Consider the following 13877-nt stretch of genomic DNA (forward strand, 5'->3'; position numbering starts at 1 on the left):
CTGGTTGTAGGTGGAACGGATTGGGGTTTCAGGTCAGTCGCTTATTGAAGCAGCGTGGGCTGCCAAAAGCCGGAGCACGCGGTCGTTGGAGTCGGGGCCGGCAACGGTGATCCGGATGCCGTCCCCCTGGTACGCCCGGACCAGGATGCCCGCGCGGTCAAACGCGTCCACCAGCCTCGCCTGGAGCAGCTCATCCGCACGGATCCACAGGAAATTGCCCTGGCTCGCCTGCAGTTTCCAGCCCTGGGCGTCCAGCTGCGCGGCCATCCGGGCACGTTCCTGCCTGACGGCGGCGACGCGCGCTTCCATCTCCTCCCCCGCGTCCAGCGATGCGATGGCCGCCTTCTGGGCCAGTGCGCTCACCGAGAAGGGAAGGGCGGTCCGGCGAAGTCCCTCGGCGATGGCGGGCGAGGCCACGGCGTATCCCACGCGCAGCCCGGCCAGTCCGTAGGCCTTCGAGAAGGTGCGCAGGATGCAGACGTTCGGGTACTGGCGGTAGAGCGCCAGGGAATCGGGGCCGCTGCCCGCTTCGGCGTATTCCACGTAGGCCTCGTCGATCACCACAAGGATGTCGGAGCGGACGGACCGCAGGAAGGCCTCAATACGTTCATGGCTGATCGGCACGCCGGTGGGATTGTTGGGGGTGCAGAGCAGGATAACCTTCGTGCGGTAAGTGACGGCCGCGGCCATGGCGTCGAGGTCGTGCCCCTCGGCGTCGTCCAGCGGGATGCGGACCGGCCGGGCGCCTGCGAGCTCCACCAGGATGGGGTACGCCTCGAAGGAGCGCCACGCGAAGATCACCTCATCCCCGGCGTCGCACAGTCCGGTGATGATCTGCTGGAGGACGCCCACGCTGCCGGGTCCCACTGCGACCTCCCCGGCGGTGACGCCCAGGTGCCGGGCGAGCCGTTCGCGGAGTTCGACGGCGGCACTGTCCGGGTAGCGGTTCATGGTGCCGGCCGCTTCGGTCACCGCAGCGGCGGCAGCAGGCAGCGGAGCGTAGTGGCTTTCGTTGCTGGCGAGGGCTGCAACGTCCAGGCCGGCGCTGCTCCGGCCCGGGACGTAGGGCGGAAGTCCGGCCACCGCGCCACGAAGGGTGGGAAGCGCGGTGTCCGGTGCGGTCAGGATCTGGTCACGGGTCATGAGGAACGATCATGATTGTGACCCGGCCCACAATGCAAGATACCCTCAACCCATTGGGACTTCTGCTCAACATCTACTGTCTGTGGTGAAAATATGACCATCCCGAACCCCCGCACCCTGGATTCACTCGACGGCAGGATCATCCTGGCCCTCGACAAGGATCCCGAAGCCAGCGCCCTGGCACTCTCGCGGACGCTCGGCGTCGCGCGGAACACGGTCCACGCCCGGCTGGCACGGCTCGAGCGCAGCGGCGCCCTCCGCTCCTTCAGCCGGAGGCTGGATCCCGCCGCGCTGGGCTATGACCTGATGGCCTTCCTCTCCCTGTCCATCAGCCAGACCCGGACAGGCGCGGTGGAAGACGGGCTCGCCGCGATCCCGGAGGTCATCGAGGTGCACGCCACCACCGGGGACGCGGACCTCATGGCCAAGGTGGTGGCACGCAGTACGGCCGATCTCTACCGCATTACCAACGAGATCCTGGAAATCGAGGGGATCCAGCGGACCAGCACGGCCATTTCCGTGCTGGAACTCATGCCGCCCCGCTACGACGGCCTCCTGGGCAGGCTGTCGACCCAGGAATCCCGCCCTTCCACCTGACCGGGAGATGCGCACCACAAGTGCGCAGATTTTCAGTTCCGGCCGCATCTTACTGCCAAATATCCCAATCGAACTGCACTCTCTTGCCTATCTGTGAACCAGCCCACATGATTCCTGCATGACTTCACTTACCGTCTCCGGCCGCGTGGCGCAGGTCCTCAGCAGCTATCTCAGCGATGTTTTCGGTGTGATGGGCAACGGCAACGTCTACTTCCTGGACGCCGCGGAGCAGCTGGGCCTCCGCTTCTCCCCCGTCCGCCATGAAGGCGCCGCCATCGCCGCGGCAGACGCCTACTACCGGACGTCAGGACGCCTCGCCGCGGGCACCACCACCTACGGCCCCGGCTACACCAACGCACTCACCGCCCTCGCCGAAGCAGTCCAGGCGCAAATCCCCGTGGTGCTGGTCACCGGAGACGCCCCGAGCAGCGGCGCCCGGCCCCAGGACGTGGACCAAGCGGCGATCGCCGCAGGCCTCGGCGCGGCCACCTTCACCGTCACCCGCGACGCCGCGGGCTCCATCACACAGCAGGCGGTGGAGTACGCACTCACCAAGCGGACCGCCGTCGTGATTGCCATTCCCTACGACCTCGCGGCACTCGAGGCTGCGGACGAAGAGCTTCCCGCGCCGCTGGCACCCGCGGTGAGTGAGGACGTCGACGGCGGCCTCGGGCAGGTAGCCCGCCTGCTCGCCGGGGCGAAGCGCCCGCTGATCCTCGCCGGCCGCGGTGCGCATCTCGCCGGCGCCGGCCCGGAGCTTCGGGAGCTCGCCGACCGTCTGGGCGCGCTGACCGCCGGAACCGCCCTGGCGCTCAACCTCCTCGAAGGCGACGGATACCTCGGCGTCGCGGGCGGCTTCGGCACGGACACCGCGGCCGGACTCATGGGCGAGGCCGATGTGGTCCTCGTGGCAGGGGCAAGCCTGAGCCCCTTCACCATGCGGTTCGGGCACCTGCTCGGCCCGGACAGCACCGTCATCCAGATCGACGCCGCCCTGCAGCCGACGCACCCCCGGGTGGATACGTTCGTCAGCGCGGACGTGAATTCTGCTGCGGGACGCATCCTGAAGATGCTGGATGGCCCGGCCGCGCCGGACGCCAGCCCCGCAGAAGCCTGGCGCGCGGAAGCCCGCAAACGCCTGGCTGAAGGACCGGCCCACCATCCAGGCTCAGCGGAGACCCCGGACGGCCGGCTGGACCCGCGCTCCCTTGCCACGGCACTGGATGCAGTGCTGCCGGAGCGCCGCACGGTGGTCCAGGACGGCGGGCACTTCGTCGGCTGGGCACCCATGTACTGGCACATCCCGCGACCGCAGGACCTGGTCATGGTGGGCACGGCCTTCCAGAGCATCGGGCTGGGCCTTGCCAGCGCCGTCGGAGCAGCCCGCGCGGTGGAGGACGGCCGCACCCTGGTGCTGGCCTCCGGCGACGGCGGTTTCCTGATGGGCCTGTCCGACCTCGAATCGCTGATTGGCGCGGCCAGCAGCGCCGTCGTGGTGATCTACAACGACGCCGCCTACGGAGCCGAAATCCACCAGTACGGATCCCAGGGCCTGACCGAGAAGCCCATGCTGATCCCCGAGGTGGACTTCAGCGGCATCGCTCGAGCGCTCGGTGCCGAATCGGCGATCATCCGCTCACTGGCGGACCTTTCCGCGCTCACGGACTGGATCGACGCCGGCGCCAGGGGAACCTTCGTGGCCGACTGCCGGATCACGTCCAGCGTGCGGGCCCCGTGGCTGAGCGAGTGGATGGCGGCCAAGCAGGAGGCGAAGGCGGCGGTGGCGGGGTAGCTGCCCGGCTGGCACGAAAAAGGAGGCCGACGACGACACCCAGTGTCGCCGTCGGCCTCCTTTCGTGTCCGGCGGAGGTGCTATCCCCCGCAGGACCCTGGACCCTAGGCCGCCGTTGGAAGCGTTACGTAGCTGCCCTCGATGACGCTGGCGGCAACAACGGGAGTGCCGTCCACTGTGACATAGCTGCCACGGGTGACAGGGGGCAGGTTTCGGGCGCCAGCGACGGTGACATAGCTGCCCTCGACGCCGGCGGGGACGCTGCCGGCGGGGAGAGTCACGTAGCTGCCGCCGCGCACTGCGGTGTCGGCGACAGTGTTAGCTGTAGCGGCCTTGAGGGTGGTTTCGGTGGTGGCTGAGGAGGTTTCGGGGCGTTCGGTCAGCAAAGTCATGGGTTCTCCGTGGGGTTTCGGGATGAGGGCCATACAGGTTCTTGTGCCGCTCAAGCAGGAGGGCGGTTGCGCGTTGTGTCGCTTGCCCCGCTGGCCCGGGTATGTTCACCGGTGCGGTACTCAAGGGCTACGGTGGCCTGTACCTAACTTTACAGGCTTATCGTGAGCTACTCGGAATAAGGTGGGAAGGCTCACGTTTTTACGCAGGGCGGCTACGGATGGCTTCGTACGGCGGTGGCGGGCTGATTCACAGGTCCTCCCCCTAACATGGCCCACATGAAAGCTGCCCGGGACGCACGCTCTGCCGCCGTTGTGATCAACGCCGGATCACGCCGAGGGGCGGCACACGAACTTGCCGTGGACACGATGCGAAAGGCAGGCGTGCCCATCTCCGCCGTGCACCACGTGCTGTCCGGGGTAGACCTAGCCGGGACGCTTGACCGGGTGCTTGCGGACGGGCACGACCTGGTGGTTGTCGGTGGTGGCGATGGGACTGTGTCCTACGCCGCCGGTCGGGTTGCCGGCACCAACGTTGTGCTCGGCGTTCTTCCGCTGGGCACCGCCAACGACCTCGCCCGCACGCTGGAGATACCGAACAATCTTGTCGAGGCCTGCGCTGCCGTCGCCGAAGGGAAGGTGGTGGACATCGACCTCGGCCGGGCCAACGGTGAGCCGTTCCTCAACGTCGCGTCCGTGGGCCTGTCGGTAGCAGTTACCGAAGGTCTCAGCCCCCGCCTGAAGCGGTACATCGGGCCATTGGCGTACAGTGTCGCCACGCTAACGGCTTATGCCCGGCACAAGCCGTTCCGGGCCCGTCTCGAGTTCCCGGGAGGGGACCACGAGCCGCTGGAGCTCGAGGACCTGCTTCAGGTGGCGGTCGGCAACGGCCGGCATTACGGCGGCGGCAACACGGTCTCCCCCACCGCAGGGATCGATGACCACATCCTCGACATCTACGCCATCCTGGCCGGCCCGCTCCGGGAGCACGTGAGTATCGCGCGGTTGCTCAAGGACGGAAGCTTCATCAAACACGACCGGGTGTACCACCTGACCAGCCGGCATGTCCGGCTGGTCACCGAGCCGCAGATGCCGGTGAACCTCGACGGCGAGATCGCCGCCACCACCCCCACCGACTTCACCGTCCAGCGCAACGCCGTCCATGTGGTGGTGCCCCAGAGCAGTACCAGCGCGTTGTTCGACGGACCGGGCGCCGCGAACTGGCCGTCCTGAGAGCGTTGTTTCCGAAACAGGCACGCCTCCGGCACCTCCACCCTTACTGTTGATGAGGCAAGTCACGTAACCGTTTACGTAAACCGTTTGCGTACCTGCCGCCAGACCGCAGTAGAGCCAAGGAGAATCAGTGGTAACCATCAGGGACGTCGCCGTGCACGCGGGCGTATCCCCCGCCACCGTCTCCCGGGTGGTCAACGGGCTGGTGGGCTACTCGGACGAGACCCGCGAGCGCGTGGAGGACGCGGTCCGGAAGCTCAGTTACGAAACCGATTCCCTCGCGCGCGGGCTGAAGACCCGGCAGACCTCGGTCATTGGACTGCTCGCGCCCATGGTGTCGGATGCACTCGCCTCCCAGGTGATGCAGGGCGTGGAGGAGGAAGCGCAGGAGCGCGGCTACGCCGTGATGCTGGGCCGCACCGGTGCCAAGTCGGCCTATATCGCCAGTTACCTGCGGACCCTGCGCACCTACCGGGCAGCCGGCGTCATCCTGGTGTCCGCGGTCATCAAACCCGAGATCCGGCAGCTGCTGGGACCCACAGTCCCGGTCATCTCCGTTGCCATCAGCGACAAGTCGGGCTCACCCAGCGTGGCCATCGACGACGAAAAAGCAGCCTACGACGCAACCCGTCACCTGCTCAAACTCGGCCACCGCCGCATCGGGCTGCTCACCGGCGACCCCGAGTCCATCTTCGTTGCCCAACCCCGGCAGCGCGGCTACCTCAAGGCCATGGCCGAGGCCAAGTGCGAACCCGTCACCGCCACGGGCAGCTTCTTCTACGAAAGCGGCGCCCCCGGTCTGGACCACCTGCTGGAGCAGGACCCCCGCCTCACCGCCGTCTTCGCCGTCAGCGACGAGATGGCAGCCGCCGTGGTCAACGAACTGCAGAAGCGCGGCCGCAGGGTCCCGGAAGACGTCTCCGTCCTCGGCTTCGACAACACCTCCACCGCCCTGCACGTCCACCCGCCGCTGAGCACCATGGCCCAGCCCCTGGAGGAAATGGGCCGCATGGCCGTCAAGAAACTCCTCCGCTCCCGCGACCTCGGGCCGCGGATCATGCCCCACAAACTCATCGAACGCGGCTCCACCGCCCCGCCGCCAGCCGCCCAACAGACCTAGCACCAACACACCGAATCCCCAGCCAAGGCGACAGCCGGCACTTCCTCGTGCCGCCGTCGTCGTACTCCCCTGCGCCCTAAAGCAGCCACCCAAACAGGCAAGAACCCCCACTGAAGGAGCAACACATGAGGCAGCGTCGCCACACCTGGCAGACACTTTTCACCACCACCGCACTGGTCACGGCAGCCGCCGTCGGCCTCACCGCGTGTGGAGGTTCCGCCACGGAGCCGAAGGCCGCCCAGAGCGCGGCAGCCTTCGAGGGCAAGGGCCCCATCAACTACGTCTCCAACCGCGACGCCTCCGGTGCCGCGAACAAGAGCATCGAGGAGTGGAACGCCGCCCACCCGGAGGAGCAGGTCACGTTCATCGAACTGCCCGATTCCGCGGACCAGCAGCGCCAGCAGCTCATCCAGAACGCGCAGATCAAGTCGGACACGTTCAGCGTGCTGAACCTGGACGTCGTCTGGACCTCCGAGTTCGCCGCCAACAAGTGGATCCTGCCGCTGCCCGCGGACGCCGTCCCCACCGAGAAGATGATCCCCGCCACGGTCAACGCCGCGACCTACCGGGACTCCCTGGTCGGCGCCCCGTACTACACCGACGGCGCCCTGTTCTACTTCCGCTCGGACCTGCTGAAGGCCGCCGGCATCGCCGCCCCGCCCAAGACCTGGGACGAGATGAAGACCGCCTGCAAGGCGATCCTGGCCCTCCCGGAAGCGGCCGGCATGTCCTGCTACACCGGCCAGTTCGACAAGAACGAGGCCCTCACGGTCAACTTCTCCGAGGCCGTGGCCTCCGCCGGAGGAACGGTTGTCGACGCCGAGGGCAAGCCCACCGTGAACACCCCCGAGGCCAAGGAAGGCCTGAACCTGCTGGTGGACGGCTTCAAGGACGGGATGTTCCCGTCCGACGCCATCACCTACCTCGAGGAGCAGGGCCGCCGCGCATTCCAGGACGGCAAGCTCGTCTTCATGCGCAACTGGCCCTTCCTGCACGCCTCCCTGAGCGCCACCGACGGCTCCAGCCAGGTGGCCGGCAAGTTCGGCATCACCTCCATCCCCGGCACCGACGGCCCCGGCGTCTCCACCCTCGGCGGCCGCAGCCTCGCCATCTCCCCGTTCACCCCGAACAAGGCCACCGCGCTGGAGTTCGTCAAGTTCTTCACCAGCGAGGAGCAGGCCCAGAAGCGCCTCGCCCTGTCCTCCCGTGCCCCGGTCTACGCCTCCCTGTTCGAGGATCCCGCCGTCGTCGCCAAACGCCCGTTCTTCCCCACCCTGCTGACCTCGCTGAACAACGCCCAGCCGCGGCCCAAGGTGGTCCAGTACGGCGCCACCACCAAGGCGATCCAGGAAGAGGCCTACGCCGCCATCACCGGCGCGAAGGACACGGACACGGCCCTGAAGGACATGCAGGCCAAGCTCACCGAGCTGACCAAGTAATCAAGCCGTAGCCCCAGCAGTTCAGACCACACGCCTGGCCGGCCGGTCCACCCCGGCCGGCCAGGCACGCTGCAACTCCAGTTAGGTACCCCGCATGACGACGACGACCGCCCCGCCCGCCGGCGCGCAGACCGGCACGCCCCACGCCCCCGGGCCCCGCAAACGCGGCAACCGCTCCCCCGGTGAAGGCCGCATGGCCGCGATGCTGCTCTCCCCCACCCTCCTGGTGCTGGCCCTGGTGATTGTGTACCCGCTGCTCTCCGCGGTGCACCAGTCCCTGTTCCGCGCCGAATCCGGCCTGGACGCGGACGGCTTCGTCTCCGACGTCGAATCCTTCGTGGGCCTGGCCAACTACGCCGACCTCTTCGTCGGCGAATCCGGCCGGCGCTTCCTGAACGCCTTCGCCAACACCACCTTCTTCACCGTCACGACGGTGTTCCTCGAGACCGTCCTGGGCCTCTGCCTGGCCCTGGCCATGAACCGCGCCTTCCGCGGCCGGTCCTTCCTCCGCGCCAGCATCCTGGTCCCGTGGGCCGTCCCCACCGCCGTCTCCGGCCTGCTGTGGCGCTGGATCTTCCAGTCCGACGGCATCGCCAACACCCTGCTCGGCAGCGAAATCCTCTGGACCGCAGAAGGCAACGCCTCCAAGCTCGCCGTCATCATCGCCGAGGTCTGGAAGACCGCCCCGTTCATCGGCCTCCTGGTCCTCGCCGGCATGCAGATCATCCCCGGCGAGGTCTACGAAGCCGCCCGAATCGACGGCGCCGGCTGGTGGCGCCAGCTCGGCTCCATCACCCTCCCGCTGGTCAAGCCCACCCTGCTGGTCGCCGTGCTGTTCCGCATGCTCGACGCCCTGCGCATGTTCGACCTGCCCTTCGTGCTGATCGGCCCCGGCAAGGAATCCGTGGAAACGCTCTCCATGCTGGCCTGGGACGAATCCAACCAGCTGCGCTACGGCTCCGCCTCCGCGTTCGCCGTCATGCTCTTCCTGTACGTCGCCGTCGTCGCGATCGTCTTCGTGAAGGTCCTCGGCGCCGACGTCACCGGCGCCAAGGAACTGAAGCTGCTGTCGAAGAAGAACGCCCGGAAGAACCGCCTCGCGGCAAACCAGACACAGGCGACCGCTGAACAGTCGAACTCTGACCAGAAGAAGGCCGAGGCCACCCGATGACCATCTCCGACCTCCGCAACGCCGCTGTTGATTCCGGCGCCGCCGCCCCCGCCACACCGCCGCCGTCGAGCCGGCCAAAAGCCAAGCGCACCTGGCGCTCCTACAGCGTCTACGCCGGCCTGGCGCTGATCTTCGCCTACTGCCTGGCCCCGTTCTACTGGATGCTGGTCTCCAGCCTCCGCCGCACCGCGGACATCTTCGATAACACCCTTCTGCCGGCGCCGTTCTCGCTGGAGAACTACGCCAAGGTTTTCGACGGCTCCACGATGTTCGGCCAGGCGCTGCTGAACTCCCTGATCGTCGCCGGCACCACTACCACCTTCGCGCTGGTCCTGGGCGTGTTCGCCGCGTACGCCATCTCCCGGCTGAACTTCCGCTTCAAGTCGGTGATCCTGGGCGTCATCATCGCGACCTCGATGTTCCCCGGCATCTCCGTCGTGGTGCCGCTGCTGCGCCTCTTCACCGACGTCGGCTGGATCAACACCTACCAGGCGATGATCGTGCCGAACCTGTCCTTCGCGATCCCGCTGGCGGTCTGGAACCTCACCACCTTCATGAAGGCCCTGCCGTTCGACCTCGAGGAGGCCGCCATGATCGACGGCTGCACCAAGTGGCAGGCGTTCCGCCGGGTGCTGCTGCCCCTCGCCGCGCCGGGCGTCTTCACCACCGCGATCCTGACGTTCATCCACAGCTGGAACGAGTTCATCATCGCCCTGTCGATGATCAACGACCCGAAGATCCAGACCGCCACGGTCGCGATCTCCAAGTTCACCGGCGCCACCGAATTCCAGGCGCCCTTCGGCGAGCAGATGGCCGCCGGCGTGATCGTCACCGTCCCGCTGGTCATTATGGTGCTGATCTTCCAGCGCCGGATCGTCGAGGGCCTTACCGCGGGCGCCAGCAAATGAGCCCTGTTGAATCCGGCACCGTCGAGGAAACCACCCTCACGCCCGACGTGCAGTGGTGGCAGTCCGCCGTCATCTACCAGGTCTATCCGCGCTCCTTTGCCGACGGCGACGGCGACGGCGTGGGCGACCTCGCCGGGCTGACCGCCCGGCTGCCGTACATCGCTTCCCTCGGCGTCGACGGGATCTGGATGACCCCGTTCCAGCCCTCCCCGCAGGTGGACCAGGGCTACGACGTGTCCGACTACTGCGGCGTGGACCCGCTGTTCGGCACCATGGAACAGTTCGATTCCCTCCTTGAGCAGGCGCACGTGCTGGGCCTGCGGGTGCTGCTCGACGTCGTCCCCAACCACTGCTCCTCGGAGCACCCGCTGTTCCAGCAGGCCCTCGCGGCCGCCCCGGGTTCCCCGGAACGGGACATGTTCCACTTTGTCCCCGGTCCGGAGGGCATGCCCGACGACGGCGGCGGCCCGGGTGCCGGGCCTGCCGACTCCCCCGACGCCGGCGCTGCCGAAGGCGATGTCCCGCCGAACAACTGGCAGAGCGTCTTCGGCGGCCGCGCCTGGAGCCGCGCCAACCCGGATTCGCAGACGGACAGGGACTGGTACCTGCACCTCTTCTCGGCCGGGCAGCCGGACTGGAACTGGCGCAACCCCGCCGTCGGCGACTACTTCGACGGCGTGCTGCGCTTCTGGTTCGACAAGGGCGTGGACGGCCTCCGGATCGACGTCGCCCATGCCCTGTTCAAGGCCGAGGGCCTGCCCGACTCCCCCTCCGCCGGCGGGGTGGTGGACGGGCTGCGGTCCAACCCGCAGGTCTCGGACCAGGAGGAAGTCCACGAGGTCTACCGCCGCTGGCGCACCCTGGCCGAGGAGTATGAGCCGCACCGCCTGCTGGTGGGCGAGGTCAACCTGGAACCGGCCCGCGCCGCCCGCTATACCCGGCCCGACGAGATGCAGCAGGCCTTTGCGTTCGCGTTCGTGAAGCTCGGCTGGGATCCTGCGGCCTGGGCCGCCGCCGGGAACGAGCTCGAAGCCGCACGCCGGCTGCACGGCGCCACCCCGACGTGGGCGCTGGAGAACCACGACATCGTCCGCTCCGTCACGCGTTTTGGCGGCGGCGAGGTCGGTGCCCTGCGGGCACGCGCGGCGCTCGTGGCGTTGCTGGGCCTGCCCGGCCCCGCGTACCTGTACCAGGGCCAGGAGCTCGGGCTGCCCGAGGTCGACGTCCCGCTTGAGGCCCGGGTGGATCCGATGTGGGCCCGCGGCGGCGTCTGCCGGGACGGCGCCCGCGTGCCGCTGCCCTGGACCGAAGCCGCCGCGCTCAACCATGGCTTCTCGCTCACCGAGCCGGCGGCCGAGCCGTGGCTTCCCCAGCCCGCGGCCTGGGGTACCCACGCGATCGAACGCCAGGAGCAGGACCCGAAGTCCTCACTGGCGCTGGTAACCAAGGCGCTGCAGCTGCGCCGGCTGCTGTGGAAGAACGAGGTCTTCGGCCCGAACGACGGCGGCACCTGGCGTGTCGAAGCCGGAAACCTGCTGATCTGCGAACGCAGCCCCAACTTCTTCGTCGCCGTCGCCATGTGCACCGAGCCGGTGCAGCTGCCGGCCGGAACGGTGCTGCTCAGCGCCGCGCCGCTGGCCGAGGACGGCTGGCTGCAGCCGAACAACGCCGCGTGGGTGTGGAAGGGCTGAAGGTCCAGTGGCCTGAACGGTGTGGGGAATGGCCTGGTCAGGGCGCACGGTGCTGCTGGAGTGGTGGGCGGTCGGTGTCCAGTCGAGACTGCTTAAGATCCCAACCCCAACGCCGGAGTTCGATCAACGCCGGAAAGCAGTCCCGCCGCAGTCCGGTCACGCCTCATATCTTGGCGCTGGTATCGGCTGCTGATTTCGTCGATGAATCCCCAGCCTTTTTTGAATCATCGGGCTTCGGAGAAGGGCTCCAATCATCAAGCCCCTTGAGAGGTCGCTCGAACAGGAGAATAACAGCAGGTGATGCGGCGAAGAGCGCCATAACAAAAACGAATAGGCTCAATTCGTATCCATTGCTCTGAGGTATTCGGGAGACCTGAAACCAGATCAGCAATGCCGCAAAGATAGTGGTTGCAACCAGCATTGCCGGAGCCCATTTTGCTATCGATCTCATTCGCTGCATCGCTGCGACTGACTCCTGCGCCAAGGCGACAGCCTGCGCACCCAGTTCCACACGGTTCTTTTCGATCCTGATGTTTTCGAGAGAGTGTCGGACCTCAGCCTTACTTAGCTGCACCTTTCGCTTCAGTAGGCGTCTTGCGAACTCTCGCTGTTGTTCTATGTCGAGTACTGAGAAGAGAGCCGCTTCCGAGGACACTGTCCAAGCAACCGTAAGGTTGTGGTCATTTTGCCTGCGATTTAAGTCTTCAATCAGCTTCCCGGATAGCCTAGCTTGCTCCCCCTTGGAGTCTAAGTTCGCCCAATATCGTTCGGGGATCACGGCGGGTGCGGGCGCAACGAGTCCGGCCGTCCCCCCGTCCCCGGAAGTCTGCTTCTTGGCCGGAGCATTACCGACTTCCTCCTCCGTGGTCTTCTCTTCGGCGCCGGGAGTGGGGAGCGAAATCTCCATAATCTTGCCAATTCTGTCATCAGATGGGCTCTTGATGTATCGGAATCGATAATCACCCAGATCATGAGTCACGTTGTTCGCTGAGGACAGAGGTCTCGTTTTGCCGTTCAGAACGATATATGTTCGCCGCATTCGATCCACCATTCAACGAGCAGGAAGTTTGGTCTGGCTCTTTAGTTCGTGATCCATAAGCGCAGTGGTGGTCGGCGACCGAAACGCGCGGCTACTACGGCACGGTAGGTGCATTGTGACCTCGCACTGTACAGATGTCAACGGCGAACGCTGACCCAAACGCAGCCAAAACCGTCGGTGACACCTGCAACCTTGTCGAGCGACTACAGCGCGGAGCGCAATGCTGATCCGCTGGCAAAACTGGGTAGCCAGCCGAGCGTTGTCCCTTGTTCCACCGGAATCTGCGTCCCTTTAAGATCGAAAGGTTCACATCCACGGTCATCAGGTATGCGAATGACGTGCGTAGTGCACATTCCGGGCAGCCCGAAGATTCTTCAGGCACAGTACAAACTTAGCGTCACACGCGAGTGAGGGGACTTCGCGGGCGACTCCTGACGGACAGTCAGCCGCGCTTGTCGGTTAGGGCCTAGAAGTTGTACTCCCAGGCCGCCTCGCCCAACTGTGAAACCACGAGTGTGCCAGTGGTTCCCGGCACGTCGAGGATGACCTTGCCGGTAACCTTCTCATCCGGGCCCACACCGTTCACGGGCAGCGTGGCACCGTTAGCCAGGCAGCCGAACGTGGCCGCTGTGCCCAGGCTTCCGTTGAACGTGGTGCCCGTGGCCGCATCGATGAACTTGAAGTCGTTGGGCGAGAAGCCGAACATCGGATACGACGCGGATGCCAGGTCCGGCGTCGTGGTGATCGAGATGTCGAGCGCGATCAGGTGGCCGTTAGTCGGTGCCGTAGCGTATGGCTCCGTGCACGTCACCGGCTGGATAGCGCTGACCACGAAGTTGGCCCACTGCTTCTTGGTGGTCGGATCGGAAGTGCCCGCCGCTTGGCCCAGAGTCTTGACAAGATTGCCCCGGGTTGACTTCGTCGCTGCAGCCGGAGTGGACGCGGCAGTAGTAGCTGCCGCGCTGGACGTAGATGCGGCCGACTCGGTGGAAGCATTGACCGGTGTAACTGTCGGGACTGTGGGACCGCTTGCAGGTGCCCCGCAGGCAGCCAGGGATATGCCGAGCCCCAGGGCTGGAATCAGGGCAAGGGCAGGAAAGCGCTTTCTGTCGTTCAATTTGTGTCCCCCAATGATGCATTCGGTTTACGTGCGTTGCGCACGATTGCAGGAATCATCTCACGCGATGACAAGTCGCGGAGCCACCGTATGAATCGTTACGAGTATCCGTCTAGAGAGGAACGAGCGATCCGCTCGCCACTCTCCCCAATACCTTCAACTGCAAAGATCGTTCGTATCTTCACGTGGCGGAAGTTGGATCAGCTGCGACAGCTCTGAGTAGTAGGCTCAGGTCAAT

The 13877-nt window shown here is 66.3% G+C and carries 12 protein-coding genes; 8 read left to right on the forward strand and 4 right to left on the reverse strand.

All coding sequences use genetic code 11. The features are described 5' to 3' along the window. Positions 1-33: 33 nt before the first annotated feature. Complete coding sequence (gene hisC / locus ACZYZ5_RS05390; protein WP_463899805.1) at positions 34-1143, reverse strand: histidinol-phosphate transaminase; 1110 nt, start codon at positions 1141-1143, stop codon at positions 34-36. Between the two features lie 93 nt (positions 1144-1236). Here hisC and ACZYZ5_RS05395 point away from each other — a divergent pair, with 93 nt between their 5' ends. Further along, positions 1237-1740: an Lrp/AsnC family transcriptional regulator gene (locus tag ACZYZ5_RS05395; protein WP_463899807.1), complete on the forward strand. Its 504-nt coding sequence runs from the start codon at positions 1237-1239 to the stop codon at positions 1738-1740. Between the two features lie 118 nt (positions 1741-1858). Then, the gene (locus ACZYZ5_RS05400) at positions 1859-3532 is read left to right on the forward strand and encodes a thiamine pyrophosphate-binding protein (RefSeq protein ID WP_463899809.1); all 1674 of its coding nucleotides are present in this window, start codon (positions 1859-1861) and stop codon (positions 3530-3532) included. A 104-nt stretch (positions 3533-3636) separates the two neighbouring features. On the opposite strand, the gene ACZYZ5_RS05405 is transcribed toward ACZYZ5_RS05400, so the two are convergent. After that, complete coding sequence (locus ACZYZ5_RS05405) at positions 3637-3924, reverse strand: hypothetical protein (RefSeq protein WP_463899811.1); 288 nt, start codon at positions 3922-3924, stop codon at positions 3637-3639. A gap of 276 nt (positions 3925-4200) precedes the next feature. On the opposite strand from ACZYZ5_RS05405, the gene ACZYZ5_RS05410 reads away from it, so the two are divergent. From ACZYZ5_RS05410 to ACZYZ5_RS05435, 6 genes are all read left to right on the forward strand, one after another. After that, positions 4201-5154, forward strand: a complete 954-nt coding sequence (locus ACZYZ5_RS05410; protein ID WP_463899812.1) for a lipid kinase — start codon at positions 4201-4203, stop codon at positions 5152-5154. Between the two features lie 130 nt (positions 5155-5284). After that, the gene (locus ACZYZ5_RS05415) at positions 5285-6274 is read left to right on the forward strand and encodes a LacI family DNA-binding transcriptional regulator (protein WP_463899813.1); all 990 of its coding nucleotides are present in this window, start codon (positions 5285-5287) and stop codon (positions 6272-6274) included. Between the two features lie 125 nt (positions 6275-6399). Further along, positions 6400-7713, forward strand: a complete 1314-nt coding sequence (locus tag ACZYZ5_RS05420; protein WP_463899815.1) for an ABC transporter substrate-binding protein — start codon at positions 6400-6402, stop codon at positions 7711-7713. Between the two features lie 94 nt (positions 7714-7807). Further along, positions 7808-8884, forward strand: coding sequence for a carbohydrate ABC transporter permease (locus ACZYZ5_RS05425; protein ID WP_463899818.1), 1077 nt, complete (start codon positions 7808-7810; stop codon positions 8882-8884). Next, positions 8881-9792, forward strand: a complete 912-nt coding sequence (locus ACZYZ5_RS05430) for a carbohydrate ABC transporter permease (RefSeq protein WP_463899819.1) — start codon at positions 8881-8883, stop codon at positions 9790-9792. The genes ACZYZ5_RS05425 and ACZYZ5_RS05430 overlap by 4 nt, the downstream gene beginning before the upstream one ends. Then, positions 9789-11483 (forward strand): alpha-amylase family glycosyl hydrolase, encoded by a 1695-nt coding sequence (locus ACZYZ5_RS05435; RefSeq protein WP_463899821.1) that lies wholly within the window; start codon positions 9789-9791, stop codon positions 11481-11483. The genes ACZYZ5_RS05430 and ACZYZ5_RS05435 overlap by 4 nt, the downstream gene beginning before the upstream one ends. A 163-nt stretch (positions 11484-11646) precedes the next feature. Here ACZYZ5_RS05435 and ACZYZ5_RS05440 read toward each other — a convergent pair whose 3' ends face one another. Further along, entirely contained in the window at positions 11647-12390 is a 744-nt protein-coding gene (locus ACZYZ5_RS05440) for a hypothetical protein (protein ID WP_463899822.1), read from the reverse strand. A gap of 598 nt (positions 12391-12988) precedes the next feature. After that, a complete protein-coding gene (locus ACZYZ5_RS05445; protein WP_463899824.1) occupies positions 12989-13354 on the reverse strand; it encodes a hypothetical protein in 366 nt (121 codons plus the stop codon). Positions 13355-13877: the final 523 nt, after the last annotated feature.

The organism is Pseudarthrobacter ribosi (assembly GCF_055412865.1).

What these genes read in the sequence shown, in the direction of transcription:
- ACZYZ5_RS05430 (WP_463899819.1), top strand. Translation starts at nt 8,881, where the DNA reads ATGACCATCTCCGACCTCCGCAACGCCGCTGTTGATTCCGGCGCCGCC.
- hisC (WP_463899805.1), bottom strand. Translation starts at nt 1,143, where the DNA reads ATGACCCGTGACCAGATCCTGACCGCACCGGACACCGCGCTTCCCACC.
- ACZYZ5_RS05420 (WP_463899815.1), top strand. Translation starts at nt 6,400, where the DNA reads ATGAGGCAGCGTCGCCACACCTGGCAGACACTTTTCACCACCACCGCA.
- ACZYZ5_RS05435 (WP_463899821.1), top strand. Translation starts at nt 9,789, where the DNA reads ATGAGCCCTGTTGAATCCGGCACCGTCGAGGAAACCACCCTCACGCCC.
- ACZYZ5_RS05395 (WP_463899807.1), top strand. Translation starts at nt 1,237, where the DNA reads ATGACCATCCCGAACCCCCGCACCCTGGATTCACTCGACGGCAGGATC.
- ACZYZ5_RS05440 (WP_463899822.1), bottom strand. Translation starts at nt 12,390, where the DNA reads ATGGAGATTTCGCTCCCCACTCCCGGCGCCGAAGAGAAGACCACGGAG.
- ACZYZ5_RS05405 (WP_463899811.1), bottom strand. Translation starts at nt 3,924, where the DNA reads ATGACTTTGCTGACCGAACGCCCCGAAACCTCCTCAGCCACCACCGAA.
- ACZYZ5_RS05400 (WP_463899809.1), top strand. Translation starts at nt 1,859, where the DNA reads ATGACTTCACTTACCGTCTCCGGCCGCGTGGCGCAGGTCCTCAGCAGC.
- ACZYZ5_RS05425 (WP_463899818.1), top strand. Translation starts at nt 7,808, where the DNA reads ATGACGACGACGACCGCCCCGCCCGCCGGCGCGCAGACCGGCACGCCC.
- ACZYZ5_RS05410 (WP_463899812.1), top strand. Translation starts at nt 4,201, where the DNA reads ATGAAAGCTGCCCGGGACGCACGCTCTGCCGCCGTTGTGATCAACGCC.